At 55.1% G+C, this 24,653-nt stretch carries 21 protein-coding genes and 1 tRNA gene; 16 read left to right on the forward strand and 6 right to left on the reverse strand.

Annotated features, from left to right (window positions below):
* Positions 1-36 precede the first annotated feature (36 nt).
* A complete protein-coding gene (locus tag AC3B6F_RS06335) occupies positions 37-1,035 on the reverse strand; it encodes a L,D-transpeptidase (protein WP_489823729.1) in 999 nt (332 codons plus the stop codon).
* Positions 1,036-1,145: 110 nt separating this feature from the next.
* Positions 1,146-2,243, reverse strand: a complete 1,098-nt coding sequence (gene sucB, locus AC3B6F_RS06340) for a dihydrolipoyllysine-residue succinyltransferase (RefSeq protein ID WP_489823730.1) — start codon at positions 2,241-2,243, stop codon at positions 1,146-1,148.
* Positions 2,244-2,416: 173 nt separating this feature from the next.
* On the opposite strand from sucB, the gene AC3B6F_RS06345 reads away from it, so the two are divergent.
* From AC3B6F_RS06345 to rho, 3 genes are all read left to right on the forward strand, one after another.
* Positions 2,417-3,046, forward strand: coding sequence for a gluconate 2-dehydrogenase subunit 3 family protein (locus AC3B6F_RS06345; protein ID WP_489823731.1), 630 nt, complete (start codon positions 2,417-2,419; stop codon positions 3,044-3,046).
* A gap of 14 nt (positions 3,047-3,060) precedes the next feature.
* On the forward strand, positions 3,061-4,590 hold the full coding sequence (locus AC3B6F_RS06350) for a GMC family oxidoreductase (RefSeq protein WP_489823732.1): 1,530 nt from the start codon (positions 3,061-3,063) through the stop codon (positions 4,588-4,590).
* 251 nt (positions 4,591-4,841) lie between these two features.
* Complete coding sequence (gene rho / locus AC3B6F_RS06355; RefSeq protein WP_489823733.1) at positions 4,842-6,143, forward strand: transcription termination factor Rho; 1,302 nt, start codon at positions 4,842-4,844, stop codon at positions 6,141-6,143.
* Positions 6,144-6,201: 58 nt separating this feature from the next.
* On the opposite strand, the gene AC3B6F_RS06360 is transcribed toward rho, so the two are convergent.
* Entirely contained in the window at positions 6,202-6,687 is a 486-nt protein-coding gene (locus AC3B6F_RS06360) for a methylated-DNA--[protein]-cysteine S-methyltransferase (protein ID WP_034880829.1), read from the reverse strand.
* Positions 6,688-7,115: 428 nt separating this feature from the next.
* On the opposite strand from AC3B6F_RS06360, the gene AC3B6F_RS06365 reads away from it, so the two are divergent.
* The 8 genes from AC3B6F_RS06365 to AC3B6F_RS06400 all read left to right on the forward strand — a co-directional run bounded on the left by AC3B6F_RS06365 (position 7,116) and on the right by AC3B6F_RS06400 (position 16,559).
* Complete coding sequence (locus tag AC3B6F_RS06365) at positions 7,116-9,380, forward strand: PQQ-dependent dehydrogenase, methanol/ethanol family (protein ID WP_010504410.1); 2,265 nt, start codon at positions 7,116-7,118, stop codon at positions 9,378-9,380.
* Between the two features lie 34 nt (positions 9,381-9,414).
* Positions 9,415-10,851, forward strand: a complete 1,437-nt coding sequence (locus tag AC3B6F_RS06370) for a c-type cytochrome (protein WP_489823734.1) — start codon at positions 9,415-9,417, stop codon at positions 10,849-10,851.
* 115 nt (positions 10,852-10,966) lie between these two features.
* A complete protein-coding gene (gene mnmE / locus AC3B6F_RS06375) occupies positions 10,967-12,262 on the forward strand; it encodes a tRNA uridine-5-carboxymethylaminomethyl(34) synthesis GTPase MnmE (protein WP_489823735.1) in 1,296 nt (431 codons plus the stop codon).
* 3 nt (positions 12,263-12,265) lie between these two features.
* On the forward strand, positions 12,266-14,122 hold the full coding sequence (gene mnmG, locus AC3B6F_RS06380) for a tRNA uridine-5-carboxymethylaminomethyl(34) synthesis enzyme MnmG (protein WP_489823736.1): 1,857 nt from the start codon (positions 12,266-12,268) through the stop codon (positions 14,120-14,122).
* Positions 14,119-14,700, forward strand: a complete 582-nt coding sequence (rsmG, locus tag AC3B6F_RS06385; RefSeq protein WP_489823737.1) for a 16S rRNA (guanine(527)-N(7))-methyltransferase RsmG — start codon at positions 14,119-14,121, stop codon at positions 14,698-14,700. The genes mnmG and rsmG overlap by 4 nt, the downstream gene beginning before the upstream one ends.
* Complete coding sequence (locus AC3B6F_RS06390; protein ID WP_034880827.1) at positions 14,690-15,490, forward strand: ParA family protein; 801 nt, start codon at positions 14,690-14,692, stop codon at positions 15,488-15,490. Before rsmG ends, AC3B6F_RS06390 begins: the two co-directional genes overlap by 11 nt.
* A gap of 6 nt (positions 15,491-15,496) precedes the next feature.
* The gene (locus tag AC3B6F_RS06395) at positions 15,497-16,375 is read left to right on the forward strand and encodes a ParB/RepB/Spo0J family partition protein (RefSeq protein WP_489823738.1); all 879 of its coding nucleotides are present in this window, start codon (positions 15,497-15,499) and stop codon (positions 16,373-16,375) included.
* Between the two features lie 108 nt (positions 16,376-16,483).
* A tRNA-Lys gene (locus AC3B6F_RS06400) sits at positions 16,484-16,559 on the forward strand.
* A gap of 153 nt (positions 16,560-16,712) precedes the next feature.
* Here the strand turns inward: AC3B6F_RS06400 and AC3B6F_RS06405 are convergent.
* Together AC3B6F_RS06405 and AC3B6F_RS06410 are read right to left on the reverse strand one after the other, a co-directional pair.
* Positions 16,713-17,402, reverse strand: a complete 690-nt coding sequence (locus AC3B6F_RS06405) for a histidine phosphatase family protein (RefSeq protein ID WP_010502904.1) — start codon at positions 17,400-17,402, stop codon at positions 16,713-16,715.
* On the reverse strand, positions 17,399-19,447 hold the full coding sequence (locus AC3B6F_RS06410; RefSeq protein WP_489823739.1) for a hypothetical protein: 2,049 nt from the start codon (positions 19,445-19,447) through the stop codon (positions 17,399-17,401). The genes AC3B6F_RS06405 and AC3B6F_RS06410 overlap by 4 nt, the downstream gene beginning before the upstream one ends.
* Positions 19,448-19,637: 190 nt before the next feature.
* On the opposite strand from AC3B6F_RS06410, the gene rfbB reads away from it, so the two are divergent.
* The 5 genes from rfbB to AC3B6F_RS06435 all read left to right on the forward strand — a co-directional run bounded on the left by rfbB (position 19,638) and on the right by AC3B6F_RS06435 (position 24,213).
* The gene (gene rfbB / locus AC3B6F_RS06415; RefSeq protein ID WP_489823740.1) at positions 19,638-20,693 is read left to right on the forward strand and encodes a dTDP-glucose 4,6-dehydratase; all 1,056 of its coding nucleotides are present in this window, start codon (positions 19,638-19,640) and stop codon (positions 20,691-20,693) included.
* A gap of 20 nt (positions 20,694-20,713) precedes the next feature.
* Positions 20,714-21,586, forward strand: a complete 873-nt coding sequence (rfbA, locus tag AC3B6F_RS06420; RefSeq protein WP_172794494.1) for a glucose-1-phosphate thymidylyltransferase RfbA — start codon at positions 20,714-20,716, stop codon at positions 21,584-21,586.
* A gap of 95 nt (positions 21,587-21,681) precedes the next feature.
* Positions 21,682-22,245 carry a dTDP-4-dehydrorhamnose 3,5-epimerase gene (gene rfbC, locus AC3B6F_RS06425; RefSeq protein ID WP_489823741.1) on the forward strand — a complete coding sequence of 188 codons (564 nt, stop codon included), beginning with the start codon at positions 21,682-21,684 and terminating at the stop codon, positions 22,243-22,245.
* Positions 22,246-22,253: 8 nt separating this feature from the next.
* Complete coding sequence (rfbD, locus tag AC3B6F_RS06430) at positions 22,254-23,144, forward strand: dTDP-4-dehydrorhamnose reductase (RefSeq protein WP_426067206.1); 891 nt, start codon at positions 22,254-22,256, stop codon at positions 23,142-23,144.
* Positions 23,145-23,211: 67 nt separating this feature from the next.
* Positions 23,212-24,213, forward strand: coding sequence for a glycosyltransferase (locus tag AC3B6F_RS06435; protein WP_489823742.1), 1,002 nt, complete (start codon positions 23,212-23,214; stop codon positions 24,211-24,213).
* Here AC3B6F_RS06435 and AC3B6F_RS06440 read toward each other — a convergent pair.
* Positions 24,210-24,650, reverse strand: a complete 441-nt coding sequence (locus AC3B6F_RS06440) for an HIT family protein (protein ID WP_010502918.1) — start codon at positions 24,648-24,650, stop codon at positions 24,210-24,212. The genes AC3B6F_RS06435 and AC3B6F_RS06440 overlap by 4 nt on opposite strands.
* Positions 24,651-24,653: the final 3 nt, after the last annotated feature.

The following is a 24,653-nucleotide window of genomic DNA, read 5'->3' on the forward strand; positions in this document are numbered from 1 at the left end:
GTCATACTTATTTTGTAATAGTTACGTTTTCTACCCTTATGGAAGCGGCCTTTTATCAGCAATAGGATCGATTTTCGGCTCTGTTAAGGGACCAGAATCCACAACAATGACTAAGTCTCCAGCAAGAGGTGTCTGTTCCCGGTCTTTTGGTAACAAAGCTGCGAACCGTGGATCATAGCCGGCGGCCTGCTCGTAAAGAGCATCTATCAAGCCGTAATGATCCATGAAGTGATTCATGGTTGCCGGGATACGAATGCACCCTTCAGAAGCAGGATGTCCAAGACGCCACTCAAGGAACTGAGGGTCGGTGGCGTGAATTTCCAGCCTGATCTGCCCCGTTTCGTGCTTGGGCAACCAGCCTTTCATGGCCGTTTGCCAGCCCATATCCCAAACGCGGGATCCTTTGGCACCGATTCCACGGATACCGTATTTATTCTTGGTCCCCTCTGCACGATACCCTAGGCGATCCGCAGTGTTCTGAAAAACGCCAACAGGTGTTATGTAATAGTACTTACGACCTGTCGTTCCAGTGGAAACAGGTGTGCCTCCGATTGAAACCCACGGTTCATCTGGAAACGCCAAAACAAAGTCTAGACGCTGAATTTTTTCATTACGATCCACAATCATAATAAGTTGTGGACGTGAAATTGGCATTCTTGATTTTAACAGCTCGTCTCTGGCCAGTGCGATAAAGGTTTCCCGACGTTCAGGTTTGTAAGTTGAAAATCCCTTGATGGTCTTCGCCATCATTTTTTCCAGCCGTGCAGCTTCTTTATGAGCTTCAGCGTTGGTGAGAACCGGAAGAGGGGGAATGTTTACAGGAGGGACTTCTGGCGCGACATCCGTCGGTACATTGGTGGCGGGCGGCGGCACTGGGACATCTCCAATAATGCCCGTTGCTGCAACAGCCTGTGGCTTCACGGCTGAAGCCTTGTCCGCCTGCGCGCAGGCTGTCAGGGGCAGGACGCCACCTCCCAGAGCAGTCGCCAATACGAAAACTTGGAAAGAATAAGACGATCGGAAAGCAGGCGACATAACTGGGATGACCCTCGGTTCACAATGGTTAAATGAACGCGGGGGAACGGTAAATCGTCCAGCGTTCAGCGAAAGACACAACGCCTTAACGTTGCGTCTTCCGGAAAAGATCAGAGATCGAGCAAAAGCCGTCGCGGATCCTCAACAAGCTGTTTCACACGAACAAGAAAGCTCACAGCTTCCCGTCCATCCACAATACGGTGATCATACGACAATGCGACATACATCATGGGACGGACAACGATCTGGCCGTCACGCACAACAGGACGATCCTGAATGGCGTGCATACCCAGAATACCCGACTGCGGCGTATTCAGAATTGGCGTTGAAAGCAACGATCCGAAAATACCGCCGTTCGTGATTGAAAACGTCCCGTGTGACAACTCGTCCAGTTTGAGCGACCCTACTCGCGCACGTTTGCCGTAATCCGCAATACGACGCTCCAGTTCTGCGAAACTCATCTGGTCAGCGTCATGAAGAACGGGGACAACCAGTCCGCGCTCTGTTCCAACCGCGATCCCGAGATTGACGAAATCACGATAAACGATCTCATCCCCTTCAATCTGGGCATTCAGGGCTGGATAATCACGAAGTGCCCCAACTACGGCTCTGGCAAAGAAAGACATGAAGCCCAGTCGGGCACCATCATGTTTCTTTTCAAATTCATCCTTGTATTCGGCCCGAAGTGCCTTGGCCGCGGACATGTCAATTTCATTAAATGTCGTCAGGATTGCAGCCGTATTCTGTGCTGCTTTCAGATTTCGTGCAATCGTCTGCCGCAGTCGCGACATCGGAACGCGACGTTCCCGAGAGACATTATCTCCAGAATTACCGACAACGGGAGGCTCCGTGATTGCCGGTCTGGAAGCCGGTTTTGGCGCAGGTGAAGGCTCAACAACCGGCGGCGCGACAGGCTCAGAGGATACCGCCTCGACAGGCAGGACTTCAGATGCGGTCACCGCTGGTGCTTCAGCTGTTTCATCGACCTCCCCCAAAAGACCACCAATCTCCACTTCCGTCCCCAACGGCATGCAGTTCTCAAGGCGCCCGGCAGAAGGTGCTGTCACCTCGACGCTCACCTTGTCCGTCTCAAGTTCAACAACTGTTTCGTCATGTTGAACGTAATCACCCGCCTGCTTCAGCCAGCGCGCGACAGTCGCGGTCGTCAGGCTTTCTCCCAGCGCCGGCACCCGGATCTCGACCGCCATCGTCTCTCCTCACTTGCACAAACACCCCGATCAGGGGATGGATCTCTTCTAACTCTCATTCCGCCGGATGCCCGACAGGATAACTGAAGCAGGATAGTGCATCTTGATCCTGAGCGGGAGACAGGAACTATCCCTATGCCGGGACTTTGAAAAATGAAGCAAAGGACGCCGACATGACAAACTCGTCTGATTTTCCTCCCTTTCTGGCCTCAGATCATCTTTCCCGCCGCACTCATGACATTCTGAAGGAACGCCTCGAAGAAGATTCATCAGGCACACCACGAACGCTTTCTTCGACCGCTTTTTCGGTTTTGGAACGCCTTGTGACCGTTCTCTTGCCGCAGGAAGATGTTTTGGGCCAACAGACGCTCAATCTTGCTTTGAGGGTTGATAGGGCTTTGAGCGGACCGCGGGACGGTTGGCGTTTTGCAGAACTTCCTTCCGACAGCCAGGCGTGGGAGCAAGCCCTCCTGACTCTGAATGATCTTTCCACTTCACAATTTGAGCGCCCTTTTTCTTTGCTCGAAGACAGCGCTGTCGCGGCATTTCTGGATGCCATGGGAGAGGGGAAAGTTGGTTTGGACACGCCTAACCGTCTGAACCCGTCACAGATGCAGAAATGGGCTCTCGATCTGCGGGCAGACGTTATCGAGTGTTTTCTGGCTGATCCCCGCGTTCAGGACAGACTTGGAATGTCTGCCAACCTAAACGGTGGTGACGAAAGATTTCAGGGTTTTGAAACCGTTCAAGCCAATGAACGGAAAGACTTCGAACCTGCCACAAAAATCTCCTCCGCAGCATAAGGCATATGTGAAAAATGAAGACTTATGCTGAGACCGATATTCTGGACGTCATTATTGTTGGAAGCGGCGCTGGCGGAGCGCCCCTCGCCGCACGGCTGGCGCAGGCAGGCAAGAGCGTTCTTGTGCTGGAAGCCGGACCGAAATTCACACCTGCACATTATACATCTGACGAAATCGAAGCCCGCGAAATCTACTGGCTTAACGAACGTCTTTCCGGGGGGCGTAATCCTCAGCCTTTCGGAGGCAATAATAGTGGAACGGGCGTTGGTGGATCCATGCTGCACTATGGAGCCTTTCTCCCTCGCCCGGACGCCCGGGACTTCCAGCTTCATACGGAAACGGGCCGCAGCGTGGACTGGCCTTTCCGTTACGAGGAACTGCTTCCTTACATTGAAGAAGTAGAATCCTTCATTGGTGTCTCTGGCCCGGCCCAATATCCATGGGATCCCTCCCGGCAATATGCCTACTCGCCCCCGCCAGCAAATCCGGCAGCCCTGAAAATGCGCGACGCCTGCGACGCTTTAGGCCTTCGTCATGCTGATGGTCCAACAGCGCTGATCACACGACCTTTCAATCAACCGTATTTTGGTGAACGGCAAGGCTGTGTCAGTTGTGGAGCCTGTCATCAGGGATGCCGGAATGGTGCAAAATCAGGCACTGACAACACATGGCTTCCGCTGGCTGTTGCATATGGCGCCGAAATACGACCGGGTTGTTTCGTTCATACCATTGAAACAGACCAGGCCGGTCGCGTGACAGGTGTTGTCTATAAGCAGAATGGCCAGGATATTCGACAGCGCTGCGAGAAACTGGTTCTGTCTGCCGGTGCTGTCGAAACTGCCCGTCTGCTTCTGCATAACGGGCTGGCTAACAGTTCAGGGCAGGTTGGGGAAAATTACATGACTCATATCTCAACCCAGATCTGGGGCGAGATTGACCAGGAGGTTCGCCCCAATCGCGGTTATCCTTCCCTGACAATTACTGAAGACATGATGCGCCCGAAAGACGCAGATTTCGCTGGGGGATATCTGATTCAATCTCTTGGCATGATGCCCATCACCTGGGCTTCCAACATCGCACGTGGGTCTACCCGTCGTGGGGCAGATCTTGTCCGTACACTCGCAGGGTATAATCGAAGCATCGGCATGGGTATCCACGGCGACTGCATGCCCAGCCCCGAAAACCGCGTTGTGCTCTCAGACGAAAAAGACCACTTCGGTATCCCGAAACCTCTCATCACGCACAGCTATGGCCCTAACGAACTGGCCATGCATGCGCATGCCTCCCGCCTGCTGACCCGTATGTGGAACGCCATTGGCGCGAAGGATCTTCGTATTCTTGATCGGGCGGCCCACATGATGGGCACGGCGCGTATGGGGAAAGATTCCGGCTCTGCTGTTGTGACGCCTTACGGGCAGAGCTTCGATATCAATAACCTGTGGATCAGCGATCACTCTACCTTCCCAAGTGCCACCGCTGCCAACCCCGCCCTTACCATCATGGCTCTGGCCCTTCGCACGGCAGATGCCATGCTGACCCATTGATTCATATCAAAGTCATGTCACCGAGCGCGTCAGGCTTGACACTCCTTCGCGCGCTCCGGTAATCCAACGGGGACTTCCTGGTGGTTATCTAGCCACCCGGTCTCCTTTCCTAACCGGATGACGTTTGCTTCCGATGCCACGCCCTGAAAAGGTGCCTGACGTCCGTAGCCTCTGTTCTGATCATTCAGCATCAGGCAGGCCCATCCTTCCCCCATAAGGTTTGCCCCAAGGGCACATAAGGCGCGTTTTTCATGCATCTCGCCGAACTCAAGAAAAAATCTCCGGCCGATCTGCTGGCTTATGCAGAGGAACTGGAGATCGAGAACGTCTCGTCCATGCGCAAGCAGGACATCATGTTTGCTATCCTCAAGACCCTTGCCGAGCGCGATCAGGCGATCTACGGCGAGGGGACACTGGAAATCCTGCCGGATGGTTTTGGTTTCCTGCGGAGCCCGGAAGCAAATTATCTTCCCGGCCCAGACGATATCTACATTTCCCCGACGCAGGTCCGCCGTTTCGGTCTGCGCCCCGGAGATACGGTTGAAGGCCAGATCCGCGCCCCGCGTGATGGCGAGCGTTACTTCGCGCTCCTCAAGGTCAACACCATCAACTTCGAAGACCCGGACGTCGTCCGGACGCGTATCAACTTCGATAACCTGACGCCGCTCTACCCTGAGCGTCGCCTGAAGATGGAAGTTGAACAGTCCGAGCCCGCTATTTCCGAGACATCTCCTCGCAGCAAGGGCAAGAAAGACCAGCGCGATTACACGCCTCGTGTCATCGACCTTGTCACGCCGATCGGTATGGGCCAGCGCGCCCTGATCGTCGCTCCGCCGCGTACGGGTAAGACCGTGATGCTCCAGAGCATCGCAGCCTCGATCTCAGCAAACCATCCAGAAGTTTTTCTAATCGTTCTTCTGATCGACGAACGTCCGGAAGAAGTGACGGACATGGCCCGCTCTGTGCGCGGTGAGGTCGTTTCCTCCACCTTCGATGAACCAGCAACACGCCATGTTCAGGTGACGGAAATGGTTCTCGAAAAGGCCAAGCGCCTGGTTGAGCACAAGCGTGACGTCGTGATCCTTCTGGATTCCATCACCCGTCTGGCCCGCGCCTACAACACTGTTGTGCCATCATCAGGCAAGGTACTGACCGGCGGTGTGGACGCCAACGCTCTGCAGCGCCCAAAGCGCTTCTTCGGTGCAGCCCGTAATATCGAAGAAGGTGGCTCGCTCACCATCATCGCCACCGCGCTGATCGATACCGGTTCGCGTATGGACGAAGTGATTTTCGAAGAGTTCAAGGGCACCGGTAACGCCGAACTCATCCTGGATCGCAAACTGGCTGACAAGCGGACTTTCCCTGCTATCGACATCACCAAGTCGGGCACGCGTAAGGAAGAACTGCTGGTTGACCGTGCTGAACTGTCCAAGATGTGGGTCCTGCGCCGTATCCTCGCACCGATGGGCACGATGGATGCTATGGACTTCCTGCTGGACAAGCTGAAATACAGCAAATCCAACCACGACTTCTTCGAAGCCATGAACAACTGATCCGTTTTCTGTTCATGCAAAAAAGGGGAGCGTTTGCTCCCCTTTTTTATTGGCGTTTTCAGTCGCCTTTTTCGAGATCAAGGAGGATTTTCTTGTCTTCAATACCATTCAGTCCGGAATAACCACCGAGCCCGGTTGTGCCTACGACACGGTGACAGGGAATGAGAACCGGAATAGGATTGGCTCCCATGGCTCCTCCAACAGAGCGCGCAGAGCCTCCAGCCTGAGTAGCAATCTCGGCATAGGTGCGGGTTTCTCCATGAGGAATTTGCAGCAAGGCTTTCCAGACTTTTTGACGATAAGGCGTTCCGTCAGGCGAGAATGGAAGCACACTGAAATCAACGGCCTCCCCATCGAAATATTTTTCAAGAAGATCGCGGACCTTCACCAGAAGTGGCGTCTCTTCCTGATCGCGGCCCCAGCCCCAATCAAGAGCAACAATACGCCCTTCATCTTCGCTGATGGTCAGGGCTCCAAGAGGGGAATGACAGGAAAGCTGTGGCATGCAGATACGCTGCCTCATCCCCAGGAAAGCGTCAATCATGCTTCCCTAAAAGAGTCCCTATGAAAAAAACACATGCGTGTCACGCATATGCCGGGAAGCCGGTATTCTCAAATAACATATGGGATCATTTTTGTATGATTTTACGAAATATTACTCACCTTGTTGAGAAACTGCCATTTTTTGTCTCAAACCTGCGACAGGTACCAAAGATGTTTGCTTGTTTCTTATTAAGAATAATTCTCATCTAATCAAGAAGACTATTTCTCAAACATACCGCTCACGGAAACGTCAGAAGCCCAGTTTTCTACAAACAATAAAATAAGGAGTAGTAAGTTCTCGTGATGCTGGTTTTCCAGACAACTTGAGAAACTGATGGCACCTTTATCGCGTGAGAGGAGCCTATCAGGACTTAAGGGGTCCGAAATACCAGTAACAGGAACAGTCTTTGCAAAGAGGACAGTCGGATCATGGTTTCTGGTCTACTGACGCCGATCAACGTTACGAAGAAGCGCCTTCTGGGTTGCGCTGCCGCTTTGGCATTCTGCGCCGCCTCTCCTGTCGCCCTAGCTGAGGACACAGGGACAGCCATTACAAACGCCGACCAGCATCCGGGAGACTGGATGAGCTATGGCCGGACCTATTCCGAGCAGCGATACAGCCCGCTGGATCAGATCACCAAGGACAATGCGAGCAACCTGAAGCTCGCATGGCACTACGATCTGGATACCAATCGTGGTCAGGAAGGTACGCCGCTGATCGTTGATGGCGTCATGTACGCCACCACCAACTGGAGCAAAATGAAGGCTCTGGATGCAGCGACCGGCAAGCTGCTGTGGTCCTACGATCCTAAAGTTCCAGGCAACATCGCTGACCGCGGCTGCTGCGATACGGTCAACCGTGGTGCAGCCTACTGGAACGGTAAGGTCTATTTCGGCACGTTTGACGGCCGTCTGATCGCACTGGATGCCAAGACCGGCAAGCTGGTCTGGAGCGTCTATACGGTTCCCAAGGAAGCCCAGCTGGGTCATCAGCGCTCTTACACGCTTGATGGCGCTCCGCGTATTGCCAAGGGCAAGGTTATCGTCGGTAACGGTGGTGCAGAATTCGGTGCCCGTGGTTTCGTCACAGCCTATGACGCCGAAACCGGCAAAATGGACTGGCGTTTCTTCACGGTTCCGAACCCTGACAACAAGCCGGATGGCGCAGCGTCTGACGATGTTCTGATGTCCAAGGCTTACCCGACATGGGGTAAGGGCGGCGCATGGAAGCAGCAGGGCGGCGGCGGTACCGTCTGGGACTCCCTGATCTATGATCCGGTGACGGATCTCGTTTATCTGGGCGTAGGTAACGGTTCGCCATGGAACTACAAGTTCCGTTCTGAAGGAAAGGGTAACAACCTCTTCCTCGGCAGCATCGTGGCCATCAATCCTGACACCGGTAAATACGTCTGGCATTTCCAGGAAACGCCGATGGACCAGTGGGATTACACCTCGGTTCAGCAGATCATGGCGCTCGACATGCCGATCAATGGCGAGATGCGCCATGTGCTCGTGCACGCTCCAAAGAACGGCTTCTTCTACATCATCGACGCCAAGACCGGTAAGTTCATCTCCGGCAAGCCTTACACCTATGAGAACTGGGCCAATGGTCTGGATCCTGTAACAGGCCGCCCGAACTATAATCCAGAAGCTCTTTGGACGCTGAACGGCAAGCCCTGGTACGGCATCCCAGGCGATCTGGGTGGCCATAACTTCGCTGCCATGGCTTACAGCCCACAGACGAAGCTGGTTTATATCCCGGCCCAGCAGGTTCCGTTCGTTTACGATCCGCAGAAGGGTGGCTTCAAGGCTCACCACGACAGCTGGAACCTTGGCCTCGACATGAACAAGATCGGTCTGCTGGATGACAACGATCCACAGCACAAGGCTGACAAGGCCCAGTTCCTGAAGGATCTGAAGGGCTGGATCGTTGCGTGGGATCCCGCAAAGCAGCAGGCTGTCTTTACTGTTGACCACAAGGGTCCATGGAATGGTGGCCTTCTGGCTACGGCTGGCGGCGTTCTGTTCCAGGGTCTCGCCAATGGCGAGTTCCATGCCTACGACGCGACAACGGGCAAGGACCTCTTCACCTTCCCAGCCCAGAGCGCCATCATCGCGCCGCCTGTGACCTACACGGCACACGGCAAGCAGTATGTCGCTGTGGAAGTGGGCTGGGGCGGTATCTATCCGTTCTTCCTCGGCGGCGTTGCCCGCACGTCGGGCTGGACGGTCAACCATTCCAGAATCATTGCATTCGCTCTCGACGGCAGTGACAAGCTTCCGACCAAGAACGAGCTCGGGTTTGTTCCGGTGAAGCCACCTGAAAAGTGGGACGAAGCCAAGATCAAGGATGGCTACTTCCAGTTCCAGACTTATTGCGCAGCCTGCCATGGCGATAACGGCATTTCCGGTGGCGTTCTGCCAGACCTGCGCTGGTCCGGTGCAATCCGCGGACAGGAAAAGTTCTACAAGCTCGTCGGCAAGGGTGCTCTGACGGCCTATGGTATGGATCGTTTCGATACGTCCATGTCTCCGGCTGAAATCGAAGACATCCGCAACTTCCTTGTGAAGCGTGCCAACGAGTCCTACGCAGACGAAGTCAAGGCCCGAGAGAATGAGGCAGGCGTCCCCAACGCTGAATTCCTCAACGTCCCTCAGGGTTCGGTTGCGCCTGCAACGCCGGACCATCCGTGACGGGAAACCGTCACGCTGAAAGGAATGACGTGACATGCTCAAGGCATTAACTCGGGACAGACTGGTATCTGAGATGAAACAGGGATGGAAATACGCGGCCGCAGTCGGCCTTATGGCAGTGTCTTTCGGCGCTGCCCAAGCCCAGGACGCTGATGACGCCCTGATTCAGCGCGGCGCTTATGTGGCTCGCCTGTCTGACTGCGTCGCCTGTCACACGGCGCTGCACGGCCAGCCTTATGCTGGTGGTCTGGAGATCAAGAGCCCGATCGGCACGATCTACTCCACCAACATTACGCCGGACCCGAAATACGGTATCGGCAGCTACACGCTGGAAGACTTCACGAAGGCCATCCGCAAGGGTATTCGCAAGGATGGTGCAACGGTCTATCCGGCCATGCCATATCCTGAATTCGCCCGCCTGTCTGATGACGACATCAAGGCCATGTATGCTTTCTTCATGCATGGCGTGAAGCCGGTGGCCCGTCAGAACAAGGAACCGGACATTTCCTGGCCGATGAACATGCGCTGGCCGCTGGCCATCTGGCGCGCCATGTTTGTTCCGACAGTGACACCTGGCCTCGACAAAAGCATTTCCGATCCGGAAATTGCCCGTGGCGAATATCTTGTGAATGGCCCGGGCCATTGCGGCGAGTGCCATACACCTCGTGGCATGGCCATGCAGGTCAAGGGTTATACGACGAAAGACGGCAACGCTTACCTCTCCGGTGGCGCACCGATCGACAACTGGATCGCTCCAAGCCTACGCAGCAACAGCGATACGGGTCTGGGTCGCTGGTCTGAAGAAGACATTGCCGAGTTCCTGAAGAGCGGCCGTATCGACCATTCTGCCGTCTTCGGTGGCATGGCCGACGTGGTGGCTTACAGCACCCAGCACTGGACAGATAACGATCTGCACGCAACCGCCAAGTACCTGAAGAGCATGCCGGCCGTGCCAGAAGGCAAGAACCTCGGTCAGGATGACGGCAAGGCTACGGCCCTGCTTGAAGCCGGTGGCAAGGGGGACGCAGGCGCAGAGGTTTATCTGCATAACTGCTCCATCTGCCATATGAACGACGGTACGGGCGTCAACCGCATGTTCCCGCCTCTGGCTGGCAACCCGGTTGTTATTACGGATGATGCAACATCCATGGCGAACATCGTGACTTTTGGTGGCATCCTGCCTCCGACGAACACGGCGCCGTCCGCTGTTGCCATGCCAGGCTTCCGCGATCATCTGTCTGACCAGCAGATCGCAGATGCCGTCAACTTCATGCGCAAGAGCTGGGGCAACCAGGCTCCGGGCACGCTGTCCGCTTCGGATATCCGCAAGCTCCGCACAACGGGTGCTCCGGTTTCCACGGCTGGATGGAATGTTTCTTCCAAGGGCTGGATGGCCTATATGCCGCAGCCTTATGGCGAAGGCTGGACCTTCTCCCCACAGACGCACACAGGTGTGGATCAGGCTCAGTAAGCCTCTCCCAACTTTGTTAGCCTGGACATGAAAGGGTGGTTCGGAAACGAACCACCCTTTTTCTTTTGCCATCAATCCGTTTTCACAGAACCACATCCTGCATTACATAAGGAGCATGACCCCCATCTCCTTTTCGACCCCGCAGGTTATTTTTGCTCTGGCAACAGGTGCAGGTCGTGCGGCCATTGCCATTATGCGCGCCAGCGGACCAGGAAGTGCGGAACTTCTCAAGAGCCTCTGCGGTTCTCTCCCAGAACCTCGACGCGCCAGCCTTCGCAGCCTTCGTCATCAGGGCGAGGTTCTGGATCATGCCGTGGTGCTCTGGCTTCCGGGACCGAAATCCTACACCGGCGAAGACGGATTCGAACTCCATCTTCATGCCGGACCAGCCGTTATTGCCCGCGTTGCGGATGCTCTGACTGATCTGGGGGCGAGGCCTGCTGAACCAGGAGAATTCACCAAACGTGCGGTACAAAAAGGTCGACTGGATCTTCTTCAAGCCGAAGCTATCGCCGATCTGGTCGATTCCGAGACGGAAAGCCAGCGTAAACAGGCAATTCAACAAGCGGATGGGGCTCTCAGTCGGTTATACGATGGCTGGGCGCAGCGACTGCGGCTTGTTTTAGCGCATCAGGAAGCTCTGATTGACTTCCCGGACGAAGACCTTCCTCCAGAAGTCGAGGAAACTCTTCTGGCTGAAATGTCAGCGCTCCATCACGAAATGTCCGCTCACTTGCAGGACAATCGTGGCGAACTGCTGCGACAGGGGTTAACAGTCGTCATTGCAGGCTCTCCGAATGTTGGAAAATCCAGCCTTCTCAATGCTTTATCTGGTTATGATGCAGCAATCGTCACGCATCGCGCAGGAACAACACGAGACGCCATTGCCGTTGACTGGATTTTAAATGGTGTCCGCCTCCGGCTGATCGACACAGCGGGACTTCGTGAGACGGAAGATGAGATCGAAGCAGAAGGTATCCGGCGCGCTTTGTTTCACGTGAAACAGGCAGACGTTATCCTGCATCTGATTGGGCCAGACGAAACAGCAGACGCACTGTCCGACAATGAAATTGCGGTTCGTACAAAAATCGACATCGCATCTGCCCCGCCGAACATGCTAGGCATCAGCACCCAGACAGGTGATGGATTGTCGGCACTTCGGTTCGTACTGACGGAACGTGTCTCGGCACTGACCGCTAGCGCCGGTGCACCGCCCCTGACCCGGGCACGCCATCGTGCAGGTATTCAGGAAGCCGTCACCCATCTGGAGCGCGCCCGGACTGCCACCTGGCCTGAATTGCGGGGCGAAGAGCTTCGCCTTTCCATGCAGGCTCTGGGGCGTCTGACGGGACGTGTTGATGTTGAATCCCTGCTCGATGCAATTTTCGGGCAGTTCTGTATCGGGAAGTAGGTTTTGAGCGATTTCGATGTCATCGTGATCGGCGGCGGTCATGCCGGGTGCGAAGCAGCCGCAGCGTCTGCGCGCTTTGGAGCCAGAACGCTCCTGCTGACACACAAGCTCGAAACCATCGGGGCCATGTCCTGCAATCCTGCTATTGGTGGAATCGGCAAAGGGCATCTTGTGCGCGAGATCGACGCATTGGATGGCCTGATGGGCAAGGCTGCGGATCGCGCGGGTATCCATTTCAAACTGCTCAATCGCTCCAAGGGGCCAGCCGTTCACGGCCCCCGAGCACAGGCTGACCGTTCCCTTTACCGGACGGCCATTCAAACCCTTCTAGCAGAAACGCCCAACCTGACGATCATGGCTGGAGCGGTTGGGGATCTGATTGAAGAAAACGGACAGATCTGCGGTGTTATCTGCGAAGATGGCCGGTCCTTCAGTTGCGGTGCCGTAGTCCTCACGACAGGTACCTTCCTGCGCGGCGTGATCCATGTCGGGCATGAGCAGCAACTCGCCGGGCGCATTGGGGAAGCCCCGGCAACGAAATTGGGCGAGCGTCTGGAGGCTCTCAATCTCCGCATGGGGCGTCTCAAGACCGGCACACCACCCCGCATTGCCAAAGATAGTATCGACTGGGACAACCTTCCCGAAGACCGCGGTGATGATATTCCGGAGCCTTTCAGCCCACTGACGGATCGCATCACGAATGAACAGGTCTCGTGCCGCATCAGCCAGACGACGCCGGAAACACATCGTATCATCAACGAGAACCTGCATCGTTCCGCCATGTATGGCGGTGCCATTGCGGGGCGTGGCCCACGCTATTGCCCCTCAATTGAGGACAAGGTGGTCCGCTTCGCAGAGCGTTCTTCCCATCAGGTTTTTCTGGAGCCCGAAGCACTTCTTGGCAATCCGGGCGGTGACCTCGTCTATCCGAACGGAATCAGCACCAGCCTCCCGGCTGATGTTCAGGCACTCATGATCGCTTCCATGCCGGGTCTTGAAAAAGCCCGGATCGTGACTGCCGGATATGCCGTGGAATACGACTATGTCGATCCACGCGAACTTCTGCCATCGCTTCAGTTGCGTAGTCTGCCGGGTCTGTATCTGGCGGGGCAGATCAACGGCACCACGGGGTATGAAGAAGCGGGCGCTCAGGGGCTTCTCGCTGGACTAAACGCCGCCCGCGCGACAGCCGGAAACGATCCACTCATTCTGGATCGAAGCGATGCCTATCTGGGCGTTATGATTGATGATCTGACGCTGCACGGCATTAGCGAACCTTATCGGATGTTCACCTCGCGCGCCGAGTATCGTCTAATCCTTCGTGCTGATAATGCTGACCTCCGCCTAACTCCGAAGGGCATCGATGCAGGCTGCGTCCTGGCAGAACGAGCTGCTGCCTTTACGGATATGAAGACCCAGATTGACGCAGCTATGTCTCAGGCGGCCTCGACGACATTCCTGCCACAGACACTCAGAGAAGTCGGGTTTGAAGTCTCACTGGATGGACGGCGCCGGAGCGTTCTCGATGTTCTGGCCAGCAATGGTGATCATTCCAGAGTTCTCGATCTGGCGCCCTGGTTCGCAGAATTGCCGCTTCGCATCCGCCGTCATGTGGAAACAGAAGCCCGCTATGGTGGCTATCTGCACAGGCAGGACCGTGAGATCAAACAGCTTGCATCGGAAAGTGCCATCGCACTGCCAGACGATCTGGATTACACAGCCATTGGCGGCCTGAGTAACGAAATGCGCGAGCGTTTCACTCAGGCCCGACCGACCAGCTTTGCAGCCGCACAACGCGTTCGAGGCGTAACGCCTGCCGCGCTTGTTGCTCTGCTGGCTCATGTAAGGACCCTGTCATGACCACCGTTTCACGTGAAACGCAGGACAGACTGGAGCGTTTCGCTGATCTGCTCGTGCAGTGGAATGCGAAGATCAATCTGGTCAGTCCGAAAGATTTAGGCCAACTCTGGCCTCGCCATATTCAGGACAGCCTGCAACTCGCAGACCAGATTCCACAAGGCGCCACTATTACGGATCTCGGCTCTGGTGGCGGCTTTCCGGGTGTCATTCTGGCCATCGCGACGGGTAATCCGGTTACGCTCATTGAATCCGATCAGCGGAAATGCGCATTCCTTCGAGAGGCTGGCCGTATCTGCGAAGCCAATGTCACTGTTCTTCCCAAAAGAATTGAAGCAGCCAATCCTCCAGAAGCGGATATCATCACAGCTCGCGCACTGGCTCCCTTGGTCAAACTGCTCGGCTGGGCCCGGCCTCTGCTGAAAGAAAACGGATTTTGTCTGTTTCTCAAGGGTATAAAGACACAGGATGAGTTGACCGAGGCAAGCCGCGACTGGCACATGACATCTACCATTCTTCCCAGCCGCACCGACCCCGGCGGAGCCATCATCAAGGTCAGTGATTTCAAGCGTGTCGTCTAATTCCGTATCCCCCACCACTCGTATCATTGCCGTCACCAACCAGAAGGGCGGTGTTGGCAAGACCACGACCACAATCAATCTGGCCGCTGCGCTGGCACGGAAACAGCGCGTCCTGCTCGTTGATCTGGACCCACAGGGCAATGCCTCGACCGGATTAGGCATCGAGTATGATCAGCGGAATGTCGGCACATATGCTGCTCTGATGCAGGAAGCAGAGCCACATGCCCTTGCTCAGCCGACCGAGTTCGAGAATCTTTCGATCATCACAGCCAATAACGAACTGGCAGGTGCCGAACTGGAGATGATTGCAGATGAGCGGCGGGAATATCGTCTCCGCGATGCGCTCCGCGCCCTTGAAGGCGATTACGACACCATCCTGATCGATTGCCCTCCCAGCCTTGGCCTCCTGACGCTGAACGCTCTGGTTGCAGCCGACAGTGTGCTGGTTCCCCTTCAGTGTGAGTTCTTTGCGCTCGAAGGAATCAGTCAACTTGTCCGCACCATTGACCGGGTGCGGCGTGCTTTCAATGCAGACCTGCATCTCGAAGGCATTGTGCTGACAATGTATGATCGACGAAACAACCTTTCAGAGCTCGTCGCACAGGATGCACGGGGGTTCTTCGGAGACCAGGTTCTCGAAACACTGATCCCGAGAAATATCCGTATTTCCGAAGCGCAGAGCCACGGCAGTCCGGTGCTGAACTATGATGCACGCTCCACAGGCGCTGTTGCCTATGTGGCCCTTGCAGATGAACTTCTGAAGCGAACCGAGAACAGGACAAAGGCGTAAGCTGCGATGGCCAAAAAGGACACTTCCCCGCGCCTCGGTCGTGGACTTGCGGCCCTGCTGGGCGATCAGGCCCCTCAGCTTGCCCGCACAACACGCGCCAATACTCCAGTGCAGCAGCATACCTCCCTACCCGTCGATGTGCTGGAACCAAGTCCCTTTCAGCCGCGTCAGGATATGAACCCCGAACGCCTGGAAGAACTGGCCAATTCCATTCGTTCTAGAGGCATTCTTCAGCCTCTTCTGGTTCGACCAGACCCTGCCAATCCGGAACGCTATCAGATCATCGCCGGTGAGCGTCGCTGGCGTGCGTCGCAGCTTGCGGGACTGCACAGTGTGCCGGTCCATGTGCGCCAGTTGGATGATACGGATGCCATGGCTGCGGCACTGGTCGAGAACCTTCAGCGCGCAGACCTGAACCCGATCGAAGAAGCTGAAGGGCTCCAGCGTCTCCTTAATGATTATACGCTAACGCAGGAAGAGCTGGCCGGCGCTGTTGGCAAATCCCGCCCACACATCACCAACACGATGCGCCTGCTTAACCTCCCTTCCGAAGTGCGCGCCTATGTACGCCAAGGCGCGTTAACTGCCGGTCACGCTCGTGCCCTGCTGGGCCACCCTGACCCAGTGGCTGCCGCCAAGATCGTTCTGGAAAAGGGCCTGAATGTCCGTCAGACTGAAGCACTTGCGGCTGAGAAATCGGAGAAGAAGCTTGCCCCCAAAAGCCGGCGAAATGCTGAAATTGTTCAGATCGAAGAAGACCTCGCTCTTCGTCTTGGCCTGAAAGTTCATATTTCCTACGATGGTAAAAAAGGCGGCTCACTCAAGATCGATTATCGGTCTCTCGAACAATTCGAGAGCCTCATGCGACTTTTGAATCAGTCTTAAGCTACTGTTTTGTGAGGGATTTTCAGATTTATTTGTTTTTCCTGAAAATCCCTCTTGCACAACCCACGGAGTTCGCTCTATAACGCGCCTCACCGGAAACGGAGCGACGGGCACATAGCTCAGTTGGTAGAGCAGCTGACTCTTAATCAGCGGGTCCAAGGTTCGAGCCCTTGTGTGCCCACCAAGCTCCGTTTCCGGTCTTACCCTTGAAATTGTATTTTGTGTAAAGTCAGAACATCAGTTCTGATTGCTGCATTGGCAGTCGCGGACTCATTCCGGACTCTTCCGCAGGAAAAAGTCCGGTCTACGCTAGAAAACTTTTTCTTTCGGGGATTTTTCAGCCCCGAAAATCTGGAAGCTCGTTCACAGCCACAACACGCCATAGACCATTGATGCGCTCAATGATTGAGATGGACAGATTCTGAATCGTAAACCGGAGCGCAATATCTGGATGAATGGCAAGTGCATGGGACAGGGCAGCCCGAATGGCGCCTCCGTGACTGACTACCACCATGTCCTGACCAGAATGCGTATTGGCAAGATCCTCTAGGCCATGAGATACGCGCGCACAGACGTCCAGCATGCTCTCTCCGCCCGGCGGAAGCTCGCTTGCTGACAAAGACCAGAACGGGTTTGGCGGTAGACGCAAAAGTGACAGGAACTGCTCATGAGGTGTTCCATGCCAGTCACCGATCGACTGTTCGACAAACCGTGTGTCCAGTCTCACATCAGGACACTGGAAATCTCCAGCACAGCGAATCTGGATCGCCGTATCCCTCGCTCTTTGAAGCGGCGAACTATACCAGACAGCATCTGTAGGCAGACGACGTGCGAGTGCCGCATAACCGCCCTGCTGACTGGCCATGGCGTCTTTGCAAAGAGGCACATCCATGGCGCCATACATTGTCTTGCGTGCAGCGGCCTCCACGACAGCATGTCGCACGAGCCAGAAACGCGTGATACCCCGAGGAAGCTCTGGGCTATCTAGAAAATGTCCGTGTGGAACGACGTGATCTGTCTGGGTCATGTAAAAGGCGCGTAACGGGGAACGGGGTTGGCGTCCAGCAGAACATTCCAATGTTTCAGGATCAATTCCAGTTTAGCGATCACTCTGCGGGCATCCGCACATTCCCGCTGCAATCTTTGCGACTCATCCAGTCCTGCATGAGAGGGCTCTCCTGAAACCAGTCTCGCGCCAGCACACAGACGTAATGCACCCGCTGGGCCATCCAGAAGTGGATGAGGAACTGGAACAGGCTGTCCCAGAACACAGAGCAAAGCTGGCTCCCCTTCCCTCACCCAGGGTGATAGATCCGCGTTTAGCCAGCGATGCAGCTTTCGTGCATCTTCCAGAGCAAGGGGCCGCTCAGGCACCAGAGGATCATCCACTAAAAAGGACAGAATCGTGGGAACCGCATCCCAACGCCCGTCATCAACGGGCTGTCCCATGGGAAGCATTGTCAGTGACGGACACCGATCCACTATGTCGACGGCCTGCGCCATGAAAGACTCTAATCGATAGCGGATTGTGTCATCAGGTAGAGTAAAAAGTGCGTCCATCTCAGCGAGAGCGGCATGCCATCGCAGAGCGAGACCAATATTGTGGCCCGTGCTCAACGCGTTTTCATCCGATCCTTCCGGCCATTCATCACGATGGGCATAGTCTTTAAGACCGACCGGAAGGGATAGTGACCGAAGACGGCTGCGCAATTTTTCCGGCAGAAGAATGGCGCCACAAAATGGCGGTCCGGTAAAAAATTTTGAGCCCGTCACCATGACCATCAGGCCACTCTCTACCCATTCAAAAACACGCGAAGGGCTGAGGCGCGCCTGACAGGCATCCACTACAACACTGAAATGTTCCCCAAGCTCGCGTCTCAGGATTTCGATGGTGTTCATATCGGGAGCAGCCAGACCGGTTTTAGACTGATCCAAGCGGTGCATCAGAACATGACGTCCAGCTTTTACCTCTTGTCGCGCGAGTTCAAGACATTCGGCATTGATTTCTTCTATGGCCCGTGAGGTTCCATCCGAATGTCTGATTGTAACACCGATAAGACGGGTATCGGCAGGGAATCCCTCAATCAGTTCCCCTTTCCCGACCAGCGTGGCACATGCACTGTCTGCAGCAAAATGGCGTCCACACGCCGCTAGAGGTACACCGCTTCCAGTCTCGTCTGGAGCAAGCAGGATGGAGCTGACAGGTCGCGTGGTTCCCGCAGCAACAAGAGCCAGAACTGCCAGTTCACAATCCGTCCCTGATGCCGAAAGCAATACGGCATCCTCTGGCAGGCCATAATGTCCTCCAATGCCAGCTCGCGCATTTTTGACCATTGTTTCCTGAACAAGGTCAGGGTCCTGCTTTGAAAGAAGTGCGTTCATCATCGCACACCGGGCAGCTTCTGCTCCTCCAAACCCACGCTCTGACAAAGAAGATGCGGTTGACGACCCAAAACTGACCGCCCAAGGCCGTGGGCGATGCGAACAGGAATACCGGTTCAGCCCTGTTTCAGAGTCGACGGTCAGTCGAGAGTCCCCTCCACTACTCATCAATGTTTCTGCTGGCGCCATGACAGGCCACAAGCGTACGAGAATTGGCTGCAACCTGTGGGCATCCTGCAAAGTAAACTCCGGAGCCTCTGGCAACAATAGCTTCAGACTGGTCCAAATATCGAGCAATACCTCGCTCTCCGGCACATTTTCTACGCAGAGAGCAAGTTCGGTCGGAAGCGGACAGGATGCATTCGTATCGAGACCATGAAACAGCGCGGCAACACGCGCAGCAGCAAAGCTGGCAAGACGGGCATCTGCCCCCACGTGGAGTAACCTAAAAAGCTCAACCGCCTGTCGTAGAAATGTTGGTGCGAGCGCCGGATTGCGAAGACAGGGCTCTCCCAGCTTCAAACAGGCGCGTCCGGCAGGGGATTTATGGCCTGCCTTCAGATTTTCCCCCAGTTGGAAAGGCTGCTGCAGGGAAATATCAAGTTCTGGCATGAGACCCGCTGCAACAACCCGGAGGTCTGGGCGTTCCAGCACATCAACGAGCGAGCGGGTTAATATATCAGCCAGCATACCTATGTTCTCCTGCATGCCTCACAGGAGTGTCTGGGTAGCTCATTCAGCGTTGGGGGGCGAGACCTTATGAATGTAGAAATAGTTTCATTAGTATTACCGACAGCTCTGTTTGCGCCTCTTGTACAACACTGTAAGGTACTTTCCTGTGGCGGGGCTGATGCTCCTACCGTGATGTTAAGGAGTTGAAATGCGGATATTGTTGACAGGCGGTTGCGGCTTCATTGGTTCGGCCGTGGTGCGTCATATCATCAAGAACACCGAACACAGCGTGCTGAACGTTGACTGCATGACTTATGCAGCCTCTGAAGATACAGTTGCCAAAGTCTCTTCCGATCCGCGTTACTCTCACGCTCGCGCCAACATTGTAAACGGCGTTGAAATGCAGCGTCTGTTCGAAGAGTATCGCCCGGATGCCGTGATGCATCTGGCCGCTGAAAGCCATGTGGACCGTTCGATCGACGGACCTGGCGTCTTCATTCAGACGAATGTCGTGGGCACCTATTCCCTTCTCGAAGCCGCACGTAAATACTGGAACAGCCTCGGAAACGAAGAGAAAGCTGCATTCCGCTTCCATCACATCTCCACGGATGAAGTCTTTGGCCATCTTGAGCCAAACGATCCGCCATTTACAGAAACAACACCTTACGATCCGCGCAGCCCGTATTCAGCATCCAAGGCCTCGTCTGACCATCTGGTCCGTGCCTGGTATCACACTTACGGTTTGCCAACCTTCGTAACCAATACCACGAACAATTATGGCGTCTGGCACTTCCCGGAGAAGCTGATCCCGCTCGTGACCATCAATGCCATCGAAGGGCGCGAACTGCCAGTCTACGGCAAGGGCGAGAATATCCGTGACTGGCTCTTCGTCGAAGACCATGCTGAAGCTCTGGTCCGCGCTGTTGAAATTGGCAAACCAGGCGAAACCTACGCCATTGGTGCGCGCCAGCCACGCACCAATCTAGAAGTCGTCAAGAAGATCTGCGCTGTTCTGGATGAACTCCTGCCAGATCCGGAAGGCCCGCGTGAGCGTCTGATCCGCTATGTGACGGACCGCCCCGGCCACGACTTCCGTTATGAGATCGACCCGTCCCATGCTGAAAAAGAGCTGGACTGGAAAGCCAAGCACGACTTCGAAACCGGTATCCGCAAGACGGTTCAGTGGTATCTCGACAACCGTGACTGGTGGGAAGGTATCCGCTCCAAGCGATATACGGGACAGCGACTGGGAACACGCGCATGAGCACGATCGACACGAAGCCCATGAAGGGCATTATCCTGGCTGGCGGTTCAGGCACGCGCCTGTATCCCATGACGCTTGCTTCCTCCAAGCAGCTTCTGCCGGTCTATGACAAGCCGATGATCTACTATCCCCTTTCCACGCTGATGCTGGCGGGAATCCGGGACATCATGATCATCACAACCCCCCATGACATGCCTCAGTTCCAGCGTCTTCTGGGCGATGGTTCCCAATTCGGCGTGACGTTTGAATACCGCATTCAGCCCTCCCCCGACGGGCTGGCCCAGGCGTTCCTGATTGCCGAAGACTGGCTTGACGAATCCCCCTGCGCTCTGGCGCTCGGCGACAACTTGATCTTCGCCGATCATCTAGGTGTGCTACTACGTGCAGCCGCAAACCGTCCTGAAGGTGCGACGGTCTTCGCGTATCAGGTTCGTGACCCCGAGCGTTACGGCGTGGTTTCATTCGATGAGAGTGGCAAAGCACTCGAAGTCGTTGAGAAGCCGGAAAACCCTGAATCAAACTGGGCCATCACAGGTCTTTATTTCTATGACCACCGTGTCGTGGATTTTGCCAAAAAGGTGAAGCCGAGCCCGCGTGGCGAACTGGAAATCACCGACCTCAACCGTATGTACCTTGAAGAAGGAACGTTGCAGGTTGATCGCCTCAGCCGTGGTTGCGCTTGGCTCGATGCCGGCATGCCCGATAGCCTGATGCAGGCTGGCAGCTTCGTACAAACCATTCAGTCCCGTCAGGGCATGCTGGTTGGTTCGCCTGCTGAGGTTGCTTTCCGCAACAAGTTCATTACCGCTGACCAGCTTCGCGATCATGCAAAGCGAATGGGTAAAACTGAACTAGGCCGCCTGTTGCTTGAACTGGCAGACCACGGCGTCTGAACTATCCGCGCTGCCTGACCCGGTCAGGCAGCGTTTTTTCTGTTAAGGCACAGTCTGTCTTTATTTCCAGAGTTTATTTTCTGAAGGAAACCGTCATGAAGGTTGAACGGCTCGCTATTCCAGACGTCATTCTCGTTACGCCTCCCCGCTTCAGCGATAATCGCGGCTTCTTTTCCGAAACCTATAATTTTGACCGTATGACAGAGGCTGGCATCAACCTGCCTTTCGTTCAGGACAATCAGAGCCTTTCCGTTGAAAAAGGCGTTGTCCGTGGTCTGCATTGCCAGTTAGCTCCCTACGAACAAGGCAAACTCGTCCGCGTGACGCGCGGCGCCATCTGGGATGTGGCAGTCGATGCCCGTACGGGCTCCCCCACCTATGGCAAATGGGTTGCAGCTGAGTTATCTGCTGAAAACTGGTCCCAGCTCTGGGTTCCGCCCGGCTTCCTGCATGGTTTCGTGACGCTCGAAGAGAACACCGAAGTGCAGTACAAGTGCACGTCTCTTTACAGCAAAGTTTCCGAGCGCGCGGTGATCTGGAACTCTCCGGAACTGAACATTGACTGGCCTGTTTCCGAAGAAGAAGCGGTTCTGTCTGACAAGGACAAGATCGCACCGCACTTCTCCGAAGCGAAAGGCTGGTTCCATTACGAAAAGTGAGTAACGTCATGTCCAGCACAGGTTTCATCCTCGTCACGGGCGGCAATGGCCAGCTTGCGACATCTCTCGCTACTTTGGGCGGTGACCGCATCATTCGTGTCGGCCGCCCTGAGTTCGATTTTGACAAGCCGGAAACAATCGCCGCTGCGATTGAGAAGTATCATCCGGCTGCTGTTGTAAATGCGGCAGCCTGGACGGCTGTCGATTTGGCCGAAACAGAAAAAGACGGTGCAGAACGCGCCAACTGTTCTGGCCCAAAGGCGCTTGCTGAAGCCTGTGCCAAGGCTGGCATCCCTTTTGTGCATGTCTCTACGGATTATGTGTTTTCCGGTGACAAGGGTGCGCCTTACACTGAAGAAGATCCGACCAATCCTGAGACGGTCTATGGCAGCACCAAGGCTGACGGAGAGCAAGCTGTTCTCGCAGCCAATCCAAAGAGCATCGTTCTTAGAACGTCTTGGGTCTATTCGGCCCATGGCAAAAACTTCATCAAGACCATGATCAATGCAGGAGCCAAGAATCCAGCACTGAAGGTCGTGGGAGATCAGAGCGGCAACCCAACCAGTTCCGACGATCTGGCTGAAGCCATTCTGGCCATTCTGGCTCTCGTGGAAAAAGACGGCTGGAAACCGGAATATGCTGGCATCTATCACGCCAGCGGAACCGGCGAAACGACCTGGCATGGTTTGGCAGTCGCAGCGCTGGAAGAAGCCGAAAAGCATGGTCAGGCCATGCCAACGGTTACAGCCATCCGGACAGAAGACTGGCCCACTCCGGCCAAGCGTCCGCAGGATTCCCGTCTGGATTGTTCAAAACTTCACCGCATTTTTGGCGTTAAAATGCCTGAATGGCGTGAGAGTGTAGCCCGTACGGTGCATCGTCTCTTTACGGCTTCGTAAGTTTTATGGGCCATTCCTGACGGAATGGCCTGCTCCACACAGTCTTTACCGTTCTGATAAGGATGTCATGTCTTCTCCTCAATCCGGCAACCGCCGCTGGAACCCGCAGATGATCCGGGGAGGAGCAAGTCAAAGTGCTGTCAGAACAACGCGCGTTGCCATTCTCCTATCGCTTTATAACGGCGAAACCTATCTCAACGCACAACTCGACAGTATTCTGGCCCAATCGCACACGGACTGGATTCTTTACTGGCGAGATGATGGATCGACAGATGCATCGCGCGTCATCATGCTTTCTTTTGCAGCACATCGTGGCCATGGACGGTGCGTCGAGATTACATCTCTTCCGGAAGCCAGCGGGGTCGGAGCCTCTTACCTTCATCTGCTGGAATCGATCCCGGAAACGCCATTTGTCGCTTTTGCTGACCAAGACGACGTCTGGCACCCCAAAAAACTAGAATGGGCTGTAGACTGGCTTCGGTCTCAGCCCTCAGATATCCCGGCGATCTATTGTGCACGCCAATATCTGACAGATAGTAAGCTGAATGTTTTTCGCAAGTCCGAAAGACTACACCGGAGTCCCTGCTTCGCCTCAGCCCTAACCCAGAATATTGCAACTGGTCATACGGCCGTCATCAACTCTGCTACCTGTCACCTCATGCATGGCACTACTCCGCCTGCTCATACCCTGCATGACTGGTGGGCCTATCTTCTGACAATGGCGGCGGGCGGCGAGATTTTTTTTGATAACCGCTGTGTAAGTTATTACCGCCAGCATTCGCGCAATACGGTCGGCGCAAAACATTCCAAGTTCAAACGCGGCCTCTGTGCCATCAAACGCGGCCCGGGCGCTTTCATGACTGCGTTTGAATCGAACGTGCAACGCCTTCTCAGCTATCCGGACATGCTGACATCGGAGGCCAAGGATCTTCTTGAAGATCTGTCTCAGGCCAGGACACTAAAAGCACGCTTCAAACTCATCTGGAAACGACCAGAGCTTCAACGCCAGACCTTCTGTGAAACGGCTGTGTTTCGCCTCTGGTATCTTCTAGCAACGCGCTGTCACTAAGCCTTCAAGCCAAGTTCTTGCCTCATGGCGTCCATAAAGGCTTTATCCTGCTCCAGGCTGAAGGGTCTGGCTGCAGCGTAATCATAGGCAATACTGGCAGCTTTGATCCGCTTGTCTTCCTCCTCACTTACATAGCGAGGCACGATATGCGTATGAAGCGACGGCGCAAGATTGCACCATGTTTCGTAATTGATCCGGGACGCACCTGTTACAGCAAGCAGGGCATCTCCGGCAGCAGCCATGTCCAAAAGATATTGCGCCCTCGCCTCTCCCTGTAAATCGTTCAGGGATGAAACAATGGGATCTGCCAGTAACTGGCAATACCCTGGAAGCGGTTGCGTTTCACCAAGGACCAGCCAACCGGATTTCATACGCCCAATAACAAACGGGTTATTGCCACTTCGCGCAGCAATAACCCGTTTTGCGATAACGTCCATATT

This window comes from Gluconobacter sp. ESL1110 (assembly GCF_058107395.1).

Excerpts from the sequence above, each read along its gene's own strand:
- AC3B6F_RS06335 (WP_489823729.1), bottom strand. The coding sequence starts at position 1,035 with ATGTCGCCTGCTTTCCGATCGTCTTATTCTTTCCAAGTTTTCGTATTG.
- sucB (WP_489823730.1), bottom strand. The coding sequence starts at position 2,243 with ATGGCGGTCGAGATCCGGGTGCCGGCGCTGGGAGAAAGCCTGACGACC.
- AC3B6F_RS06345 (WP_489823731.1), top strand. The coding sequence starts at position 2,417 with ATGACAAACTCGTCTGATTTTCCTCCCTTTCTGGCCTCAGATCATCTT.
- AC3B6F_RS06350 (WP_489823732.1), top strand. The coding sequence starts at position 3,061 with ATGAAGACTTATGCTGAGACCGATATTCTGGACGTCATTATTGTTGGA.
- rho (WP_489823733.1), top strand. The coding sequence starts at position 4,842 with ATGCATCTCGCCGAACTCAAGAAAAAATCTCCGGCCGATCTGCTGGCT.
- AC3B6F_RS06360 (WP_034880829.1), bottom strand. The coding sequence starts at position 6,687 with ATGATTGACGCTTTCCTGGGGATGAGGCAGCGTATCTGCATGCCACAG.
- AC3B6F_RS06365 (WP_010504410.1), top strand. The coding sequence starts at position 7,116 with ATGGTTTCTGGTCTACTGACGCCGATCAACGTTACGAAGAAGCGCCTT.
- AC3B6F_RS06370 (WP_489823734.1), top strand. The coding sequence starts at position 9,415 with ATGCTCAAGGCATTAACTCGGGACAGACTGGTATCTGAGATGAAACAG.
- mnmE (WP_489823735.1), top strand. The coding sequence starts at position 10,967 with ATGACCCCCATCTCCTTTTCGACCCCGCAGGTTATTTTTGCTCTGGCA.
- rsmG (WP_489823737.1), top strand. The coding sequence starts at position 14,119 with ATGACCACCGTTTCACGTGAAACGCAGGACAGACTGGAGCGTTTCGCT.
- AC3B6F_RS06395 (WP_489823738.1), top strand. The coding sequence starts at position 15,497 with ATGGCCAAAAAGGACACTTCCCCGCGCCTCGGTCGTGGACTTGCGGCC.
- AC3B6F_RS06405 (WP_010502904.1), bottom strand. The coding sequence starts at position 17,402 with ATGACCCAGACAGATCACGTCGTTCCACACGGACATTTTCTAGATAGC.
- AC3B6F_RS06410 (WP_489823739.1), bottom strand. The coding sequence starts at position 19,447 with ATGCTGGCTGATATATTAACCCGCTCGCTCGTTGATGTGCTGGAACGC.
- rfbB (WP_489823740.1), top strand. The coding sequence starts at position 19,638 with ATGCGGATATTGTTGACAGGCGGTTGCGGCTTCATTGGTTCGGCCGTG.
- rfbA (WP_172794494.1), top strand. The coding sequence starts at position 20,714 with ATGAAGGGCATTATCCTGGCTGGCGGTTCAGGCACGCGCCTGTATCCC.
- rfbC (WP_489823741.1), top strand. The coding sequence starts at position 21,682 with ATGAAGGTTGAACGGCTCGCTATTCCAGACGTCATTCTCGTTACGCCT.
- rfbD (WP_426067206.1), top strand. The coding sequence starts at position 22,254 with ATGTCCAGCACAGGTTTCATCCTCGTCACGGGCGGCAATGGCCAGCTT.
- AC3B6F_RS06435 (WP_489823742.1), top strand. The coding sequence starts at position 23,212 with ATGTCTTCTCCTCAATCCGGCAACCGCCGCTGGAACCCGCAGATGATC.
- AC3B6F_RS06440 (WP_010502918.1), bottom strand. The coding sequence starts at position 24,650 with ATGGACGTTATCGCAAAACGGGTTATTGCTGCGCGAAGTGGCAATAAC.